At 54.5% G+C, this 18,940-nt stretch carries 19 protein-coding genes and 1 pseudogene; 7 read left to right on the plus strand and 13 right to left on the minus strand.

Annotation, left to right across the window (positions count from 1 at the left end; translation table 11 throughout):
- Nucleotides 1–45: 45 nt before the first annotated feature.
- The gene (gene nepI / locus ACLJQD_RS19825; protein WP_001004796.1) at nt 46–1,239 is read right to left on the minus strand and encodes a purine ribonucleoside efflux pump NepI; all 1,194 of its coding nucleotides are present in this window, start codon (nt 1,237–1,239) and stop codon (nt 46–48) included.
- A 215-nt stretch (nt 1,240–1,454) separates the two neighbouring features.
- Between nepI and ACLJQD_RS19830 the strand changes: the two genes are divergently transcribed.
- Entirely contained in the window at nt 1,455–1,814 is a 360-nt protein-coding gene (locus ACLJQD_RS19830; RefSeq protein WP_017442035.1) for a type II toxin-antitoxin system RelE/ParE family toxin, read from the plus strand.
- Nucleotides 1,798–2,121: a helix-turn-helix domain-containing protein gene (locus ACLJQD_RS19835; protein ID WP_001274842.1), complete on the plus strand. Its 324-nt coding sequence runs from the start codon at nt 1,798–1,800 to the stop codon at nt 2,119–2,121. The genes ACLJQD_RS19830 and ACLJQD_RS19835 overlap by 17 nt, the downstream gene beginning before the upstream one ends.
- Nucleotides 2,122–2,577: 456 nt before the next feature.
- Here ACLJQD_RS19835 and ACLJQD_RS19840 read toward each other — a convergent pair whose 3' ends face one another.
- The 8 genes from ACLJQD_RS19840 to rbsK all read right to left on the minus strand — a co-directional run bounded on the left by ACLJQD_RS19840 (nt 2,578) and on the right by rbsK (nt 11,554).
- A complete protein-coding gene (locus ACLJQD_RS19840; protein ID WP_001519640.1) occupies nt 2,578–3,030 on the minus strand; it encodes a DUF1198 domain-containing protein in 453 nt (150 codons plus the stop codon).
- 192 nt (nt 3,031–3,222) lie between these two features.
- The gene (uhpT, locus tag ACLJQD_RS19845) at nt 3,223–4,614 is read right to left on the minus strand and encodes a hexose-6-phosphate:phosphate antiporter (RefSeq protein ID WP_000879180.1); all 1,392 of its coding nucleotides are present in this window, start codon (nt 4,612–4,614) and stop codon (nt 3,223–3,225) included.
- 142 nt (nt 4,615–4,756) lie between these two features.
- Nucleotides 4,757–6,085, minus strand: coding sequence for an MFS transporter (locus ACLJQD_RS19850; protein ID WP_000948173.1), 1,329 nt, complete (start codon nt 6,083–6,085; stop codon nt 4,757–4,759).
- A 9-nt stretch (nt 6,086–6,094) separates the two neighbouring features.
- Nucleotides 6,095–7,597, minus strand: a complete 1,503-nt coding sequence (gene uhpB, locus ACLJQD_RS19855) for a signal transduction histidine-protein kinase/phosphatase UhpB (protein WP_017442037.1) — start codon at nt 7,595–7,597, stop codon at nt 6,095–6,097.
- Nucleotides 7,597–8,187, minus strand: coding sequence for a transcriptional regulator UhpA (uhpA, locus tag ACLJQD_RS19860; RefSeq protein WP_000633672.1), 591 nt, complete (start codon nt 8,185–8,187; stop codon nt 7,597–7,599). Before uhpA ends, uhpB begins: the two co-directional genes overlap by 1 nt.
- Before the next feature lie 74 nt (nt 8,188–8,261).
- Nucleotides 8,262–9,275 (minus strand): aldose 1-epimerase family protein, encoded by a 1,014-nt coding sequence (locus ACLJQD_RS19865; protein WP_017442038.1) that lies wholly within the window; start codon nt 9,273–9,275, stop codon nt 8,262–8,264.
- An 11-nt stretch (nt 9,276–9,286) separates the two neighbouring features.
- Nucleotides 9,287–10,603, minus strand: coding sequence for an L-fucose:H+ symporter permease (gene fucP / locus ACLJQD_RS19870; protein ID WP_000998359.1), 1,317 nt, complete (start codon nt 10,601–10,603; stop codon nt 9,287–9,289).
- Nucleotides 10,604–10,633: 30 nt separating this feature from the next.
- On the minus strand, nt 10,634–11,554 hold the full coding sequence (gene rbsK, locus ACLJQD_RS19875; RefSeq protein ID WP_000350272.1) for a ribokinase: 921 nt from the start codon (nt 11,552–11,554) through the stop codon (nt 10,634–10,636).
- 324 nt (nt 11,555–11,878) lie between these two features.
- On the opposite strand from rbsK, the gene ACLJQD_RS19880 reads away from it, so the two are divergent.
- Nucleotides 11,879–12,664 carry a DeoR family transcriptional regulator gene (locus tag ACLJQD_RS19880; protein ID WP_000448642.1) on the plus strand — a complete coding sequence of 262 codons (786 nt, stop codon included), beginning with the start codon at nt 11,879–11,881 and terminating at the stop codon, nt 12,662–12,664.
- Nucleotide 12,665: 1 nt separating this feature from the next.
- Here ACLJQD_RS19880 and ilvN read toward each other — a convergent pair whose 3' ends face one another.
- The 3 genes from ilvN to ivbL form a co-directional block, all read right to left on the minus strand.
- Nucleotides 12,666–12,956, minus strand: a complete 291-nt coding sequence (gene ilvN, locus ACLJQD_RS19885) for an acetolactate synthase small subunit (protein ID WP_001171826.1) — start codon at nt 12,954–12,956, stop codon at nt 12,666–12,668.
- A 3-nt stretch (nt 12,957–12,959) separates the two neighbouring features.
- A complete protein-coding gene (gene ilvB, locus ACLJQD_RS19890) occupies nt 12,960–14,648 on the minus strand; it encodes an acetolactate synthase large subunit (RefSeq protein ID WP_000168439.1) in 1,689 nt (562 codons plus the stop codon).
- A gap of 106 nt (nt 14,649–14,754) precedes the next feature.
- Complete coding sequence (gene ivbL, locus ACLJQD_RS19895; protein ID WP_001541152.1) at nt 14,755–14,853, minus strand: ilvB operon leader peptide IvbL; 99 nt, start codon at nt 14,851–14,853, stop codon at nt 14,755–14,757.
- Nucleotides 14,854–15,375: 522 nt separating this feature from the next.
- Between ivbL and ACLJQD_RS19900 the strand changes: the two are divergent.
- The 4 genes and pseudogenes from ACLJQD_RS19900 to emrD all read left to right on the plus strand — a co-directional run bounded on the left by ACLJQD_RS19900 (nt 15,376) and on the right by emrD (nt 17,916).
- Nucleotides 15,376–15,490, plus strand: a pseudogene (locus tag ACLJQD_RS19900) (hypothetical protein).
- Entirely contained in the window at nt 15,487–15,576 is a 90-nt protein-coding gene (gene tisB / locus ACLJQD_RS19905; protein ID WP_000117642.1) for a type I toxin-antitoxin system toxin TisB, read from the plus strand. Before ACLJQD_RS19900 ends, tisB begins: the two are co-directional and overlap by 4 nt.
- Before the next feature lie 92 nt (nt 15,577–15,668).
- On the plus strand, nt 15,669–16,529 hold the full coding sequence (locus ACLJQD_RS19910; protein WP_001531658.1) for a DMT family transporter: 861 nt from the start codon (nt 15,669–15,671) through the stop codon (nt 16,527–16,529).
- Nucleotides 16,530–16,731: 202 nt separating this feature from the next.
- A complete protein-coding gene (gene emrD / locus ACLJQD_RS19915; RefSeq protein WP_000828737.1) occupies nt 16,732–17,916 on the plus strand; it encodes a multidrug efflux MFS transporter EmrD in 1,185 nt (394 codons plus the stop codon).
- On the opposite strand, the gene ACLJQD_RS19920 is transcribed toward emrD, so the two are convergent.
- On the minus strand, nt 17,843–18,928 hold the full coding sequence (locus ACLJQD_RS19920; RefSeq protein ID WP_017442039.1) for a cellulase family glycosylhydrolase: 1,086 nt from the start codon (nt 18,926–18,928) through the stop codon (nt 17,843–17,845). The genes emrD and ACLJQD_RS19920 overlap by 74 nt on opposite strands.
- Nucleotides 18,929–18,940: the final 12 nt, after the last annotated feature.

The raw sequence follows: 18,940 nt of genomic DNA on the forward strand, positions 1-18,940 counted from the left end.
CGGATAACGACTAACGTCGTATCCGGTCTACAAATGGCAGCAATATCAACTCATTGGCGTAATACGGACTTTCGCCGCCACGACTAACGCCGTCAACAGCATCAGACCGCCGGAAAGCGCCAGCGGCGAAAGCAGCCCGAAATTGTCGAGCGCATAACCGCCCACCGCCGCGCCACAGGTATTTGCCAGTTGAATCACCGCGACCTGGATGGAACCGGCTTTTTCCGCCTGATCGGCAAGGGAACGAGTGATCCACGTTGACCATCCCACCGGCACCAGCGCAAACGCCAGCCCCCAGATAATCGCTATGACCGCCGCCACGGTTTTGTCGCCTCCCCACACAATGAGCGTCAGCGCGCTCAGCGCCAGTAGCAGCGGCGCACCGGCCAGCGCCAGTTTTACCGAACGTTTCAGGACATAAGATGAGAAAGAAGTGCCAACGAAGCTGGCAATACCAAAACTGAGCAACACCAGCGTCAGACCATCAACGTCAAAGCCCGCCAGATTCATATAGACCGGGCGAATATAGGTAAAGAAAGCGAACTGCCCGGCAAAAGACATAAAGATGGCGATCATCCCGGCCATCACGCCAGGGCGTTGCAACAGGCTAAACATATTCTGTTTCTGGTGAGAAGGTTCGCCCGGCAGCGACGGCAGTGATTTCACCACCCAGATGACGCACAGTACGCCCATCACCGCAGCGGCGTTAAAGACATTACGCCAGCCAATAATACCGCCCAAAAAACTGCCCAGCGGCGCGGCGATCACTAACGCGATGGAAACCGCGCCAAAAATCACCGACAGCGCTTTCGGCACGGTACGCGCGGGAACCAGTCGCATGGTCAGCGACGCCGACATCGCCCAGAATCCGCCCAGCGCCAACCCAAGACAGGCGCGGCCCAGCAACAGCAGCGTAAAGCTGTTGGCAAAGGAGACCATCAGACAAGAAGCCGTCAGCAAAACGGCGAACAGAATAACGATATAACGCCTGTCGGTCGCCTGAATAATCTGGGTAATGAACAGGCTGGAAAACATCGCGACAAACGCCGTAACGGTGACCGACTGACCGGCGACGCCCTCGGAGATCCCCAGATCCTGCGCCATCGGCGTCAACAGACTAACGGGCAAAAACTCAACGGTAATCAGGCAGGCGACACAAAACGCCACGGCAAAAACGGCTGACCAGTTAGGCCTGGCAACCCCATCAGCGCGGAATTTTTCTGCGATATTTTCATTCATTGTGGTTACCTGCGTCGTTTTAGTGCGGAAAATTCATGCAGTGTAACATTACAAAATGTGATCTGATTAACGTTTTAGCAACTGACATTGTTGCGCTGCATTTTGCGAGGCTGGTCGAGCGTTGAGAATTATCTTCTCTCGTTGCGTGCAAAACCAAAAGGTAAGACATAGTGTATCACCTAGTGCTATACTTTAGATTACAGGATGTCAACCTGATGCGAATCTTCAAAACCAGGTGGTTTAACAGAGAAGCGAAGTCCCACACGATAAAAGATGACGAGTTAAGCGAGGCCATCAACGCCGTACTGCAAGGAAAAGCAGATAATCTTGGCGGCGGAGTTTATAAAAAACGTCTCAATCAAAATCGCGATCGCGCAATCGTGTTGGCAAAGGGAGGCGAGCATTGGTTTTACACCTTCCTGTATGCCAAACAGGATATGGCCAACATTAGCTATCGCGAACTCGCGGGTTTCCGTGAGTTAGCAAAACACTATGCTTGCCTGACCGAAGATCAGATAACGGCACTCATTAATAACAAAGAACTGGTAGAGGTGCGCTATGTCAGCAAAAACTAAATTCAAAAGCCCTGCCTTTGAAGCGATTCATAGCGCGGCATCTGGATTATTTAGCGTGGATGCCATTCCCCAGGAGACAATGCGCAGTTTTGACACGGCCTGCTTAAGCAGCATCAAAGACCTGCAGCCACTTGAAATAAAAGCGTTACGAGAAGAACTCAACGTTAGCCAGTCGGTTTTCGCTCGGTACCTGAATACCAGCGTATCAACGGTTCAAAAGTGGGAAAGCGGCGCCAAGCGTCCCAGCGGGATGTCACTGAAACTACTTAATGTTGTCCAAAAACACGGGCTAAAGGTGCTGGTATGAGGGTTTTACCGATGGTCTGTTAAGACTAAGTCGGATGTCTGGGGGTGGGCAAATTCAGTGTGCCACTACAATGTTTTCATGGTGCGCACCTAAACATTTAGAGTTGTCTATAGACAATCATGTACAACTTCGAGTTTATGATAAGAAATTTTGAGACAGGAGGTATGGCAAGGAGTCACAGTTTTAGTGTTCAAAACAAGATCACATTTCCGTGATATATGTCACGAAAATGATGAGCTATAAGTCTCTGATGTTTTGGCGTCGTTAGCGGTTATTCGGTGCGTTACTTCTGTGGTTCACCCTTAGCAAATACGATGGCGGCTACGCTTTATTTGGCTAACGATGAATCGCGTCTCCAGGCCGGATAAGCGCAGCGCCATCCGGCCGTTAATCGTGGCTCGCCGCCCTTGCCAGCCTCATTCATCTCGTCTTTTGTTAACGAGATAGTGAAGAGTATCAATGCAGCCAGTGGACACCCTCTTCCGGCTGAAAAAAGGCGTTATAGCGCAGTTGAAACGCGTTGATCTCCTGCATATCAGGTTCCATTTCGCGCAAAAAGCCCAGCGCCAGCCGTACCTGCGTATCGGTGATCGGCGCGGCTAAACGCGCTTTTTGCAGCAACCGATGCCACCGTTGCAAATTCTGATCGCCGCCATCGACAATCACCATTTGCCAGATCAGTAACACCTGAGCGGCATTTTGCAAATGCGACTCATCAGGGCGATGCAGATACTGTAAAAATTCACCGCCCGCCGTTTTACCCATCTGATCAATCATCGATTCTATCGGCACTACATCAATATTCAGACGTTCGCTCAGGCGGCGAATCGCCCGGCGGGTATCCGATGTCAGTACCCGAAACCCCACAATAAACACCACCACAAACGTGGCCAGAATCAACCAAATCATGCGCACATCCGTCACCAAACAGGATGCCCATCATAACGGTAAATTTATAACTGTCGACGTTCTGGCCTGTCAGGATGTGATTTATTAACGCCTGTCTTCATTTACGCCAGACGCCGGATGTCCTGTCTGACGAACGCAAGGCATAAAAAAGCCCGGCGTTAAGCCGGGCAAAACGTTACCAAATGCACACATTTAAGCGATATTGACTTGCTGAATTTTTTTCTCACGGCGGATTTTGCGCTCTTCCATCACGGCGACCATCGCCATCAGGCAGATACAGCCGATCGCGGCGGCGTCCAGCGCGGCGAAGGTGCCCGCCCAGCCGGTCAGACCAAAAATAGGTGTGCCGTCGGCAATCATGCCCAGACCCAGCTTGGCAAAGCTATCGCCGATAAGATAAGCGAAGGTTCCTTTGATACCGTCCGCAGCGCCGATGGCTTTTTTCGGTACGAAACCGACTGCCGCCACGCCAATTAATAGCTGCGGCCCAAACACCAGGAAACCGAGCGCGAACAGCGAGGCCAGATAGACATACTGGTTGCTGGCGTGCTGGTAGACGCCGAGGGTGGCGATGATTAACGCCAGCGCCACACAGGCTACCAGCGCACGACGACCGTTCGCCAGGTCAGAGAGCCAGCCCCACAGCAACGTGCCGACCAGCGCGCCCACTTCAAACAAGGTAAAGCCCTGAATCGCCACCTCTTTAGAAAGTTTCAGTTCCTGGAAGGCGTAGACGGTTGACCACTGGTCGATACCAATACGCACCACATACAGGAAGATATTGGAGAAGCACAGCAGCCAGATCACTTTGTTTTTCAACACATATTCAACAAAGATCTGCCACTTGGTCATTTCGTTTTCTTCAGTCTCTTTGTCCTCTTCGCTGATCTCTTCGCCGAACAGTTCTTCAGCTTTACCCAGACCGTAAGACTCCGGGGAGTCGCTGCCAAAACGCAGACCGATAAAGCCAACAATCAGCGCGATAATCGACGGGAAGATAAACATGCCGATGACGTGACCGTCGAACAGGTAGTTGGCGCCGAACAGCGCCACGCCTGCCGCGCCCGCGCCGCCGAGGTTGTGGGAGATATTCCAGAAGCCGAGAAAGGTGCCGCGTTTACGACGCGGAGTCCATTTGGTGATGGTCGAGTAGCTGCACGATCCGCCGGTACTCTGGAAGAAACCGCTCAGGGCATAGAAAGCGATCATCAGAAACAGACTGGTTGACCCCGCGCCCATGCTGGCGCTGAAGCCGAGCATACAGATAGCGGAGAGGATCAACATAAACGGTAGAAACTGCTTGGTATTTTTACCGTCAGCGTAGTAGGAAACCAGCGTTTTCCCCACGCCGTAGGTGATCGAGAAGCCCAGGCCAATCATCCCCAGCTCGGTCATGCTCAACCCGTAGGTTGAGATCATGTCGTTCTGCGCGATGTTAAAGTTTTTGCGGATCAGGTACATGGTCAGGTAGCCGATAAAAACCACCAGATAGGACTGCATGAACGGCTTGAACCACATTTTACGCCGCACATCGAGCGGCAGATCCAGGGTCGGCTTGCGCACCTGGTTTAAGAAGGCCAGCATGGATTACTCCTGAGCTAATTTTTATACCTGCGAATGGCAGGCATTGTAAAAATCCACAGGAAAAGGGGCCTGCGACAGCGTCCAGGCAAAACCGGGAAAATTTCTTAGTTTTGCCCCATTCAGCGCAAAAAGGTGAGGTGCATCACGCTTCGTGGGTCTCGCGCGGGGCCTGAGCGTTCAGAAATGGCAGCAGCAATAGCGCGGAGATCCCCGCCGCGATGGCGATAACCGCAAAAAAACCGGTCCAGTGCCAGATCTCCAGCACTTTCGCTAACGGCCAGCCGGAAAGCGACGCGCCGAGATAGGCGAACAGGCCGACAAAGCCGGTGGCCGCGCCCGCCGCCTCTTTATGAGAGCACTCCGCCGCCGCCATGCCAATGAGCATCTGCGGGCCGAAGACAAAGAAACCGGTGGTGAAGAAACAGGCCGCCTGCATCACGTAGCTGGCGAATGGCATCAGCCACAGCGAACCCACAGAGAGCAGAATCCCGGCGGCGAAGATTAAATTCATCGGTCCGCGGTTACCGTTGAAGAGTTTGTCCGAGCCCCAGCCCGCCACCAGCGCGCCGATAAATCCCCCCAGCTCAAACATCGATACTGCCGTGTTGGCTGTGACCAAATCCACGCCCAGCGTCTCGGACATATACAGGTTGCCCCAGTCGTTGATCGCCGCGCGCACCACATACACTAAGACATAACACAGCGAAAGCAGCCAGATATAGGGATTCAACAGCACATATTTAGCGAGGATTTCTTTGCGGCTTAGCCCCGCACCCTCTTGCTGTTGGGCTACCTCCAGCGCATCGTGCCGCCAGTCGCCTACCGGCGGTAAACCAATCGCCTGCGGACGGTCGCGCAGCCGCCAGCAGAGGACCATGCCCACCCCGATGGCAAGCAATCCGGCCACCATCATTCCGACGCGCCAGCCATAATGCAGGGCGACAGCGGCCATAACGAGAGGGATCAGCGCCCCGCCGACATTGTGCGCGGTGTTCCATAACGCCCACCAGCCGCCGCGCTCGGTACGCGAGTACCAGGCGGTCAGCAAACGGGCGCAAACCGGCGATCCAAACCCCTGGAAAAAGGCGTTCAGCGCCCATAGCAGAGCAAAGGCCCACAGCGAGGTCGAGAAGCCGAACAGAATATTCACTACGCCGGTCGCAATCAGCCCGATGCCCATAAAATAGCGAGCGTTAGAGCGATCGCTAACGATGCCGGAGACAAATTTCGACACCCCGTAGGTGATGTAAAACAGCGTCGCCAGCAGGCCGATATCGCTGCGGGTCAGAATGCCGCTGGCAAGGATTTCCGGCGCGGCGGCGTTAAAGCTTTTACGGGTGAAATAGAACAGCGCGTAACCCAACCAAATGGTGATCAGGATATGCCGCCGCCAGTAGCGATAGCGGGCGTCAACCTCGTGCTTATCGGTGATGAGCGGCGCGTTGGCCGGGGCTTTTAAAAACGAAAGCATTATCCTTCCTTAAACGTAACGCTGGGGCAACGAGACGCTCACCCGCGTACCGTGGGTACAAGAGATGGTTAGCGTCCCGCCGAGCGCCGACACGCGTTCGCGCATTCCGGTCAGTCCGAAGCCCTGCTGGTGAGAGCCCGGCGGCAGGCCGCTGCCGTCATCCTCAATCACCAGGATCAGCCGCTCATCCTGCTGCCAGCCCTGGAGCGTCACCGCGCTGGCATTGGCATGTTTTACGATGTTATTCAGCCCTTCCTGACAGACGCGAAACAGCGTCACGCGCTGACTTTCACTCAGCGCCGTTTCGTCAATTCGCCAGTCGAGGTGACTGACAATACCGCGGCTTTCCAGCTCCATTTCGCGCAGCAGCGAACGGATGGCCTGCGCCAGCGTTAAGTCGTCTAGCTGGCGCGGGCGCAAGCGCCCCAGCAGGCGACGCACCGCGTCATACACGCCCAGCGAAAGCTGCTCGATAAGTTGCCCGCTCTGCTTCACGCCGCCGTTATCCGCCGCCAGTCGTTGCACAATGCCCGCCTGGGTTCGAATCGCGGTGATGGTCTGCCCGATGTCATCGTGCAGCTCACGCGCAACATCGCGCCGCACGCTCTCTTCGGTCTCCAGAAGACGCTCCGCCAGCCGATGGTTGCGCGCCAGCTCCTTTTGCAGCGACTGGTTCAGCTCGCGCAGGCGCTGAATGCCCGCGCCAAGCAGTAGCCCGGTCAGGCTTTGCGCCAACAGCGAAAGTAATAAATCGACGGGATGATCGTGCCAGGTCTGACTGGCGATCAGCGCGATAGCATTCATCAGCGTGGCAATGAGCGCGCCCTGCCAGCCATAATGCCAGGCGAGCGCGATAATCGGTAACGCCAGGCAGAACGGCGTGAAGCGCGAAAGTTCAGCAGGTAAACCCAGTTGCAGCCACAGACTGACGATAAACAGCAGCAGATACCAGATCAGATGCCGCCCGCGCCAGTTTACCGGCTGCGATACCAGCGATGGTCCCAGCGGCAGCCAGGTAGTGCTGGTGAGATAGTGCCAGAAAACCAGGCAGATGGGGGCCAGCGTCAGACCACCCGTGAGGGTCAGCAGTAGCGCGTTCCATGCTGCTTCCCCCTGCCCCAGCCAGGGCAGGGATTGCAGTAGCGCCGCGGCGGTGAGGGCCGCGCCCTGAAGCAATAACGTGCGCCAGTCGCGCTGATGGCGGTAACGCGAAGTCAGCGCCACGGGCAGTAGCGTCAACACACCACCGATCATCAAAAGCGGCAGATGGGCCAGCGCAACTTCCTGCGCTAACCAGTACACCAGCAGCCACTCCGCGCCCAGCAATACTGGCCAGTATCCGCGCGGACATTGCAGCATAAGTCCCAGGCGCAGGCCGAAGGGAAAGAGCAGCGCCGCCAGCTCCGGGCGCTCTACCAGATGCAGGCTGATACTCCACAGGCAGAACCACGCGGCGGAGAAGATAAAAAAGCAGGCAACAACGGTGATTAAACGGGAAAAAAAGGTGTTCATTACCAACCGTCAAACATGCGATGCGCCAGTTCAACGTCATTGCTGACGCCTAATTTTTCCAGCAGATTCGCGCGATGGACATGCACCGTTTTTGGCGACAGCCCCAGCTCGGCGGCAATCTCTTTTACCGCCATACCCTGGGCGAGTTTTTCCGCCACCTGACGCTCGCGTTTGGTCAGCGGATCTTGCCGACCCGCCGCCAGTTTCACGGCAATATCGGGGGTCAAATAGCAGCCGCCCGTCGCCACCGTATGCACCGCGGCGATCAGTTCATCCGGACTACAGCGTTTAGAGAGGAAACCGCGCGCGCCGGCGTTCAACGCCTGTTCCACCAGCGCCGGGCTATCGTGAACCGAGAGCATGATCGTCGCCATCCCTTTTGGCAGTTGGCTTAGCAGCTCCAGTCCGGAAATATCCGGCATCGAGATATCGCAGATACATACCTGTACGCCGCGCCCCGGTAAGCCTGCCAACGCTTCGCGCCCGGAACCAAATTCGGCGACCACCTGCAAATCAGGTTCCAGCCCCAGTAGCTGTGCAAAGCCGGAGCGGACGATAAGGTGGTCGTCGATAAGGGCAACGGTGATCATGGGTTCTGTCCTGATGGATAAAAAAAACGCGCTTACCTTAACGATAAGCGCGCGGCTGTTCAAGCCTTGAGCGGTCAGACAATGCCTGTCGTGACGGTGAACGTCCGGGTTTGCTGCGGTTCCAGTTGAAGCAAGGTTCCATTTCGCTGCGCCGCGAGAAAACCTTCAGGCCGACAGGTCGCGGGCAGGGCAAAGGCGGCAACCTGCTGATCGCCGTTATAAAGAATCCAGCGGGTCACGTAATTTAGCTCCGCGCTGGCGAAACGTGTCACGAACGTGGTGCCATCCGGGGCGATCATACTGAATTCCGGGGTATCCGTGTATCTGTCCAGTTCATCGGCGAAGAACACGATTTCCGGGTCGTAAAAGCCAGGCTCGTTGAGCGTTGCCAGCGAGGCTTCACCCTGCAAAAGTCGTTGATTAAACGCCAGCCACTGCTCCGTGGGTTTGACATGCGCCGGCACCGACTCGCGTAGCTTCAGCGCGGTATCCGGGATATTCTGACGGAACGTGGCGTTCGGCACATAGGCATAGTTCATGTGGCACATGTACTGTAGCGGCATGGCGACTGAAGCCTGGTTAGTCACTGTCATCTGAATATCAAACAGCGCGCTTGCTTTACGCATTACCACCGCAGGTTGCGCCTGATAATGATGACCGAACCCCATCACATACTCGTAGCGCCCGGTCACGCGCAGACTGTCGCCCTCTAACTCCAGCCAGGCGTCGTCCATGGCAGCGCAGGGCATCTCGCCGTGCAGCGGATGTGTATCTTCCGGCGACGGGCAGCCATTCGCCAATAGTCCGGAATGGAAAGCAAAGCAACCATACGTTGCCACCACTTCCGCAGCCGGCTTCGGCTGGCGGAACATGTTGCGCATAGTCAGATCATGACCGTCAAACTGCGCGTCCCAAATCATCTGCCCCATCCAGGGCAGAATCACCAGATGACCGCGGCTGTTTTGTATTTTCAGTCCTTCCACGCCGCTGGCGTAACGAAACGCCGTAACCGTAAAATCATCATTTTCCAGCAAGATACGCGGCTGCTCGCTAAAAAGCTCCCGCCATAATGTAATACGTGTTGTCATTGTCGATCTCCTCAGGACGCGGCGACTTCAGCCAGGTTGCCGCGCACTTTGCTTTCGCGCCAGAAGTAAACGCCAACGTAAACAAAGCACAGCATGGAAACCAGGAATGAGAGCTGTAGCGAGTGGAACATGTCCGCCACGTAGCCCTGAATCGCGGGAACCACCGCCGCGCCGACAATCGCCATCACGATGACCGCCCCCGCCATTTCGGTATGCTCGTTATCGACGGTATCGAGCGTTCCGGCATAAATGGTCGCCCAGCAGGGGCCAAACAGAACACTGACCAGCACCGCCACGTATACCGCGCTAAAGCTGGGCGCCAGCGCCACGTAGGCCAGGAACAGCGCGCCGATCACAGAGTAAAGGATCAGGACTTTTTCCGGGTTAAAGCGTGTCATCAGAATGTTGGCGATAAACTTGCCGATAAAAAAGCAGGCGAAGCTGTAGACCATAAAGGTTGAGGCATCGCGCTCATTGATATCGCCTAACTCCAGCGCCAGACGGATAGTGAACGACCAGACCGCCACCTGCATTCCCACATACAGGAACTGCGCCACAATACCGCGACGGAAGCGGGCGTTGCTGGCGAGATAGCGTAACGTATCCAGCGCCGAGGGGCGTTTATGACTCGCGGTTTGCGCGACTTTACAGGTCGGGAAACGCGTCAGCAGGAACAGTACCATCACCACTACCAGAACCATAATCATGTACTTATAGGGTTCCAGAGTGTTTTCCAGCATCAACACCTTGAAGTTGTGGACTTGCTCGGCATTCATGCCCGCCATCTGTTTTTCCAGGCTTTCCCCTTCGGAAAAGACCAGATATTTACCCAATAAAATGCCTGCCGCCGCGCCGATCGGATAAAAGGTCTGGCTGATATTCAGCCGCAGCGTGGCGTAGGCTTTCGGCCCGATCATCGAACTGTAGGTATTCGCCGCCGTTTCCAGGAAACTCAGGCCAATCGCAATGGCGAAAATCGCCGCGAGGAACATGGTGTAGGTCGCCATGTGCGACGCCGGAAAAAAGAGCGTACAGCCGACAATGTATAGCGTCAGGCCGATAAGTATCGCCACTTTATAACTGGTTTTTTTAATGACCAGCGAGGCCGGAATAGCAATTAAAAAATAACCGCCATAAAAGGCGCTTTGTACTAATGCCGAAGCAAAGTTGCTCAGCGAAAATACACTTTTAAATTGCGTAATCAGAATATCATTTAACGCGGCTGCGCATCCCCATAATGGGAATAAACAGGATAACAAAATAAACTGGAACAGAGGTGTCTTATTCAGATACCCGTCGGGCATCTGAACGATGTTTTTATCGTTCATAGTGCTACCTTTAACAGTGCAGGGTGATTGTTATTCGTTCAACGAAAGATACTCATTAAATTGCTCAATGCTTGGATAAGAGGATTGGGTGCCTTTCCCGGTGACGCTGAAAGCGGCAAAGAGGACGGCTTTTTTCATGGCGGCTTCCACATCCCCGCTCTGGACGTAGTAATGCGCGAAACAGCCGATAAAGGCATCGCCCGCGCCGCTGGTATCGACAGCGTTCACTCTAAACGCCGGAACATGGACTTCCTGGTCACGCGTCATCCACAGCGCGCCTTTCTCACCCATGGTGACGATAATATTGTTCAGCCCTTTATCTACCAGCGAACGTGCCGCTGCGCGGATATGGTCATAGGTATCCACTGGCATACCGGTTAATATTTCCAGCTCGGTTTCATTGGGTACAAAGAAATCGCATTTACAGGCATAAGACATATCTAATTCCCGTAATGCTGGCGCAGGGTTTAATAACACTTCAATCCCGTGTTTCTTGCCAAATTCTATTGCGTGATAAACCGTTTCCAGCTGAACTTCCAGTTGCAGAACAATAAGCTGGCATTTTTTTAAATCTTCCGCCGCGCGATCGATATCTTCCGGCGAGAGAAACTTGTTAGCGCCTTTGATGATCAGAATGCTGTTGCTGGAGTTGGCGTTGACGAAAATCGGCGCTACGCCGCTGCTGGTACACGGTACTTTTTCTACATACGTCGTATTGATCCCCCAGGATTCGAGATTACGAATGGTGTTGTCGGCAAAAATATCGTCGCCCACTTTGGTCAACATCAATACTTTTGAATTGAGCTTAGCGGCCGCCACGGCCTGGTTCGCCCCTTTTCCGCCGCAGCCGATTTTAAACGCCGGCGCTTCCAGAGTTTCCCCTTCTTTGGGCATCTGGTTGGTGTAGGTGATAAGGTCCACCATGTTAGAGCCAATAACCGCGATATCCATTTTACTCCCTCTCAGAAATCGTCACACGACAATGATATTAAAATAACATTATCATGTTACTTCCGTATCATTTGTGACTATGATCGCGATTAGAGGATCATTTTGCCATTTACTGCGTGAACAATCCCTGGCGGAACATACGCGCATCAAATCATTTTTAGGGTTACAATTTACTGAAAATTAACTATTTATTGTTATAAAACGCGAATAAACCCACTTTTATTTCCTGACGGCCAGACGTATAGTAGTGCCACACTGTAATGTTCTCAGAAACACATAAATGTTACTGATGGAACATAACAACATGATTTGCGGAGAGGGTGAATGGAGACCAAGCAAAAAGAACGTATCCGACGCTTGATGGAGTTACTGAAAAAGACCGATCGAATCCATCTGAAAGACGCCGCGCGGATGCTGGAAGTTTCGGTGATGACCATTCGCCGCGATCTCAGCCAGGATGATGACCCTTTACCGCTGACGCTGCTCGGCGGCTATATCGTCATGGTAAATAAGCCTACGTCTTCAACCAATATGCCGCTGCCGGCGAAAAAAACGCATCATCGGGACGACCTTCCCGTTGCGATCCTGGCCGCCGGCCTGGTGCGTGAAAACGATTTGGTTTTTTTTGATAACGGTCCGGAAATGCCATTAGTTATCAGCATGATACCGGATGATATTACCTTTACCGGGATTTGCTACTCGCATCGGGTATTTATCGCGCTGAATGAAAAGCCTAATGCCACGGCGATTCTGTGCGGCGGCACCTATCGGGCCAAGAGCGATGCCTTTTATGATGCCAATAATCCTTCGGCGCTGGATTCGCTCAATCCGCGCAAAGTGTTTATTTCCGCCAGCGGCGTACATGAACATTTTGGCGTGAGCTGGTTTAATCCGGATGATCTTGCCGCCAAACGTAAAGCGATGGAGCGCGGTCTGCGCAAAATTTTGCTGGCGCGTCACGCCCTGTTTGATGAGGTCGCGCCTGCCAGCATTGGTCCGCTTTCTGCCTTTGATGTCCTGATTAGCGATCGCCCATTACCGACAGATTATGCCGTTCACTGTCGGAATGGTTCCGTCAAAGTCATCACGCCTGATTCGGAAAGTGAATAACTTACTCAAAAAAGACGGCAATTTTATTGAACATGGTGGGATCGGACTGGTTTCGTACCACCTTCGCCACGTCTTCCAGTTTATCGATCTGACTGATCATCTGTTCAAGCCGCTGATCGTCATTGACCAGAAGCCAGATGCGGCTCTGATCGCTACCCTGAATCGGTAAACAGAGAATACCCTCAACGTTGAAAGCGCGTCGGGCGAACAGCCCGCAGACGTGGGTCATCACGCCAGGATGGTTGCGAACGGTCAGCTCCAGAATAACGTTATCATGTGATTGTTTCTGCATGGCTTATTCCCCTACCATCTCTGTATTTGCCGCGCCCGGCGGCACCATCGGATATACTTTTTCTTCTGCATCAATGCGCACATGGATCAACGCCGGTCCAGGACGACGAATGATAGCCTGCAACGCCGCCTGCGGATCGGCTTCGTTATTCAAATCACAGGTGTCCAGACCAAACCCGGCGGCAATCTGCATAAAGTTGATGCTTCCCGGATAGGTTGCCGCAAAAACGCCCTGTTTATAGAACAGACTCTGTTGCTGATGTACCAGTCCCAGCGCGTCGTTATTCATCAGGATAATTTTCACATCCAACTGGTTTTCACTGGCGGTAGCCATCTCCTGAATATTCATCATCAAACTACCGTCGCCGGAAAAACACAGCACCTTGTTGCCCGGATTCGCCAGCGCCGCGCCAATCGCCGCGGGCAGACCAAACCCCATGGTGCCCAGCCCGCCGGAAGTCAGCCACTGACGCGGACGGTTGAGCGGATAAGCCTGCGCGGTCCACATCTGATGCTGACCTACGTCAGTGGTAATAATCGCGTTGTCGTCCACACAGGCGGCGACCGCATTAATCAGCCCATAGTGACTAAGCGGGTTATTTTCCTGGGGAATACTGCAAGGGAATTCTTGCTGCAAGTCCGCCACCAACTGATGCCATGCTTCCCGCGGCTGTGCCTCGATATGGGGAATTAACTGTGCCAGTACATCATCGACATCCGCCTGAATAGCCACATGCGGCTGCTTAATTTTGCCTAACTCGGCGCGATCGATATCCACATGGATGATTTTGGCGTTCGGACAAAACTGCTCCGTTTTGCCAATCGCCCGGTCATCAAAACGCGCGCCCAGGACAATCAGTAAATCGGCCTCTTGCAGAATAAAATTGGTACTGCGCGCGCCGTGCATCCCCAGCATTCCTAACGACAGCGGATGCGCCTTAGGCAGCATTCCCAGCGCCATTAAGGTCATTGTCGTCGGCAGTTGCGCTTTTTCCGCCAGTTCGCGCACGCGTGTCGGCGCATTGATCACGCCGCCGCCCAGATACAGCACCGGACGCTTCGCCGCGTTAATCATTGCGGCGGCCTCGCGGATACTCTCCGCGCTAAACTCCGGCGGGGGTGATTTTTCCGCCGGCGACGGCAACGCATCCAGCTCAATTGTCGCCGTCTGCACATCTTTAGGAACGTCTATCCACACCGGGCCGGGACGTCCCGACTGCGCCAGACGAAAAGCATCGCTCATCACCTGAGGCAGCTCGTTGATATTTCTGACCAGATAGTTGTGCTTGGTGATGGGGATAGAGATACCGTAGGTATCCACTTCCTGAAACGCGTCAGTACCGATCATGGACGCCGGAACCTGCCCGGTAATGCAGATTAACGGAATGGAATCCAGGCGCGCATCGGCAATAGCCGTGACCAGATTGGTCGCGCCCGGTCCGCTACAGGCCATACAAACAGCAGGTTTACCCTCCGTTCGCGCCATCCCCTGCGCAATAAACCCCGCGCCTTGTTCATGGCGCGCCAGAATATGACGGATTTGCGTGCTTTGGCTTAACGCGTCGTAAACGGGGAGGATCGAACCGCCGGGAATGCCGGTGACGATACGAATCCCCTGGCGCTCCAGAAAATGAACTATAAATTCCGCGCCCGTAAAGCGCTGAGGTGTAGATGTTGTGCCCGAACTTGCCATGCTCCATTCCTTTTATTCTGAGCCGACGTTCCGGGAAGGTGTCTTAAACAAAAAACCCCGCCCGGTTTGCGCCGGCGGGGTTTTGGAATCGTGTGTGTTCCGGACCCTACGGCGCATTGCCGACGACCACCACCACACGCACGACGACCACTGCGCGAGATGGCGCAGTTGTTAGTAGGGTCGCGTTCAGCATGGAAGGGTTCATTAGGGGCCTTGTCTGTTTGTTATTAACACGTTTTATACAAGCACAGCGCTTTCAGCATGACAACGGAAAAATTTTCATCTGCACAAAAATGCGTCAGCGATCACATTTTTCTACGAATTTACACGCTTTGAGTATAGGCGTGATAAGCGTAGCGCCCTCCGGTAATCGCCGGGATTGATGATCACGCGTTTCACAATGCCGGAAAACAAAAAACCTCGCCGAAGCGAGGTTCTTACAGCGTAATGCGGGTGGTAGCCGCGAAGCACACTGTGTTATGTCAACAGCAGAAGTATACGCGTTCTGTGCAGAACGCGCAATTTCGGCGCGAATTTTGATGAATTTGAGTATGGATCAGAAGCTCCGTTCTGTCTATAAATTACTGTTAATTTATACAGTACTTAACTATAATGTCTTTGACACAATGTGTTATGCGGGGGCCGCATCGTAAACCGGCGCAACGAAGTCCTGGCTGAAACGGGTGGTGCCGTCAGCGCCTTAACCCCCTCGTGAGCACACTGCGTTATGTCAACACGCACACTATTCCTCGCAAAAGGGATCGCGTGCGCAACAGCTGGCAACAGGCAGCGGAAAGGTACGTCGGCTGGCAGTGCTCCTTAACCACAGGAGACGCGTATGAGCGTAGTGGATATCACCATTCTTATCCTGAAACTCATTGTTGCAGCACTGCAACTGCTTGATGCTGTTCTGAAATACCTTAAGTAATTCAGATTCAAGCCGCACCGAAGGGGAGCGGGCAACCGCTCCCCTTTCACCTTATCCGCTGGTCTTTCGCTTCCCGGGTATGTTACGTTTTTATGACACCCTCAACGACGCCTGACGCTATGACCCTTTCCGTTTTCTGCATTTTGCTGTTCGCCGCGCTGCTACATGCCAGCTGGAACGCCATTGTCAAAGCGGGAAACGATAAGCTCTACGCCGCGATCGGCGTCAGCGGTTCCGCGGCGGTCATGGCATTGATCCTTTTGCCCTTCTCGCCGCAGCCAGCTCACGCCAGTATCCCTTTTTTAGCGGCCTCTACCGCGCTCCAGGTGGTGTATACCGTCCTGGTGGCGAAAACCTATCAGGTCTCGGACATGAGCCAGACCTATCCTCTTATGCGCGGCACCGCGCCGCTGCTGGTGGCGCTCATTAGCGTTCTGTTTCTTGGCGACAGCCTGTCGTCGATGGCCTGGGTCGGCATCGCAGTGATCTGCATGGCGATACTTGGGATGGCCTGTAATGGCCGCGCCAGCTCTCAACGTGGTGTCGTGCTGGCATTAACTAACGCCTGTTTTATTGCCGGATATACGCTGGTGGACGGGACCGGCGTAAGACTCTCCGAAACGGCGCTGGGCTATACGCTATGGTCATTTTTTCTCAACGGCGCCTGCCTGTTAACCTGGGCGATGATTGCGCGGCGGCGGGAAGCGTCGCGTTATCTGGCGCAACAGTGGAAAAAAGGCATTTTTGGCGGGATTGGCACTATGGGATCTTATGGGCTGGCGCTATGGGCCATGACCCAGGCGCCGCTGGCGGTGGTCGCCGCGCTGCGTGAGACGTCGATTTTATTCGGCGCGCTGATAGCCTGGCTGTTGCTTAAAGAGAAAGTGGCCGGGCTACGTCTGGTGGCGGCTGGCGGGATTGCCCTCGGGGCGATTTTACTCCGTCTGTCATGATCGCCCAATGACAGCCGCAGACGTAACACATTCTCGGCAACATTTGTTGCCGCTTTTGTTTACATATCCTGCCGTTCCTTCGCCTGCCATTACTGGTCGCTGTCTGGCCTTCTTTTGCTGGTGTGATAGATTCCTCTCGCATTTATGGGAATGCGCAGCAAGTTATTCTTATTTTTTCTTTTTTTGAAAAGTAATCAGCGAAATGAAAAGGCAGAGAAACGTCAATTTGTTGTTGATGTTGGTGTTACTGGTGGCCGTAGGGCAGATGGCGCAAACCATTTATATTCCCGCCATCGCCGATATGGCACAAGCGCTAAACGTCCGGGAAGGCGCCGTCCAGAGCGTAATGGCTGCTTACCTCCTGACCTACGGCGTCTCGCAACTGTTTTACGGCCCGCTTTCCGACCGGGTTGGGCGCCGCCCGGTAATCCTCGTCGGCATGTCTATTTTTATGGTAGCGACTCTGTTCGCCATGACCACGCATAGTTTGACGGTGTTGATTGCCGCCAGCGCCATGCAAGGGATGGGAACCGGCGTTGGCGGAGTAATGGCGAGAACGCTCCCGCGCGATCTGTATGAAGGAACGCAACTTCGTCACGCCAATAGCCTGTTAAATATGGGGATTCTGGTCAGCCCGCTGTTAGCGCCGCTGATTGGCGGTCTGCTGGACACCCTGTGGAACTGGCGCGCGTGTTACGCTTTCCTGCTGGTGCTTTGCGCTGGCGTCACCTTCAGCATGGCGCGCTGGATGCCGGAAACCCGCCCCGCCGGCGCGCCGCGCACACGGCTGATCGCCAGCTATAAAACGCTGTTTGGCAACGGCGCATTTAACTGTTACCTGCTGATGCTAATCGGCGGGCTGGCTGGCATTGCGGTCTTTGAAGCCTGTTCCGGCGTGCTGATGGGGGCAGTATTAGGTCTCAGTAGTATGGTGGTAAGCATTCTGTTTATTCTGCCGATTCCGGCGGCGTTCTTCGGCGCCTGGTTTGCCGGACGCCCGAATAAACGCTTCTCAACCCTGATGTGGCAGTCAGTTATTTGCTGTCTGCTTGCAGGCCTTATGATGTGGATTCCCGGCTGGTTTGGCGTGATGAACGTCTGGACGCTACTCATCCCCGCTGCGCTGTTTTTCTTCGGCGCCGGGATGTTATTTCCCCTAGCCACCAGCGGCGCGATGGAGCCGTTTCCGTTCCTCGCAGGCACCGCTGGCGCGCTGGTCGGCGGGCTGCAAAATATTGGTTCCGGCGTACTGGCGTGGCTTTCGGCAATGCTGCCGCAAACCGGTCAGGGCAGTCTGGGACTGTTGATGACCCTTATGGGGTTGCTGATCCTGGCGTGCTGGCTGCCGCTGGCGTCACGGATATCGCATCAGGGACAGACGGTTTAACATTTCCCTCGCCCGGCTTTTTGCCGGGCGTTTCACATTCCGGCGCGATCATCGCATTGAGCAGGGGCTCCTGCGCCGGACGCCACGCTCCTTCTTCGCCGTCATAAAACTGAGTGTCCGCGTTTATCGCATACGGAATATGCGCTTTTTTCAGCTCGCAGGCCATAAAACGGGCAAACGCGAACTGTGAAGCGACCGGCGTGATTTTTATCGACTCTCCCGGCGCCCATCCGCCCACCCAGCTTGCATGGCCGGTCTTATGCTGCCAGCGAACCGCGGCATTAATCCGTGCCCGAATCGCCGCTTTTTCCGCCGCCGTGCCTGACGTCCACGGATATTTACCGCCGCTTTTCAGGGGTCCCCACGGGAAGATGTGCCACTCCGCCAGTACATAGTTCTGGCTTTGCGCTGGCAGTTTAAGCGCCGACAAATCCTCCGGCGCGGCGCGCATGCGGGGGGCAACGAAAATCATCCGCTGTGGGTCAATGGCGTGAATCAGGCGGATGGTTTTGTCATATACGCGATTCAGCGACGCCATATTATGATTGAGTTTGTCGGCAGGCTCATAAATGAGATCGAACCCCAGAAGCGGGGATGTCTGACCAAAATAGCGCGCGACCACGCTCCACCAGTTGATCAGCTCCTTTTCATGGCTGGCGCTGGGATCGGTTTTATACGCATCCGCCTGATAGGCAATAATGGGTATGACGCCATAGTATTCGCAGGCTTCTACCAGCTTACGCAAATGGATGAGGCGCGCTTCCGTCGGCGCGCCTGCCACACGGATACGGACATGCGTTAACCCTTTTGCCTTAAAATCCCGCACGACCAGCGGATCAAACTCGCGGATACCCCGTTCCGTTCGCGCCCAGTCAACATCCATCCCAACGCCAAGCTGCTGCGCATAGCGCGCCGCCGTCAAAGGCATCGGTTTCGCATAGACGACCGCGCTGGTCAGCATGAGAGAGGCAATAAGCGGTTTAAACACGACGCCCCCTAAAATTTTTACCACGGTGATAGCACG

This window comes from Salmonella sp. SAL04214 (assembly GCF_046550615.1).
Taxonomy (GTDB): Bacteria; Pseudomonadota; Gammaproteobacteria; order Enterobacterales; family Enterobacteriaceae; genus Salmonella; species Salmonella enterica.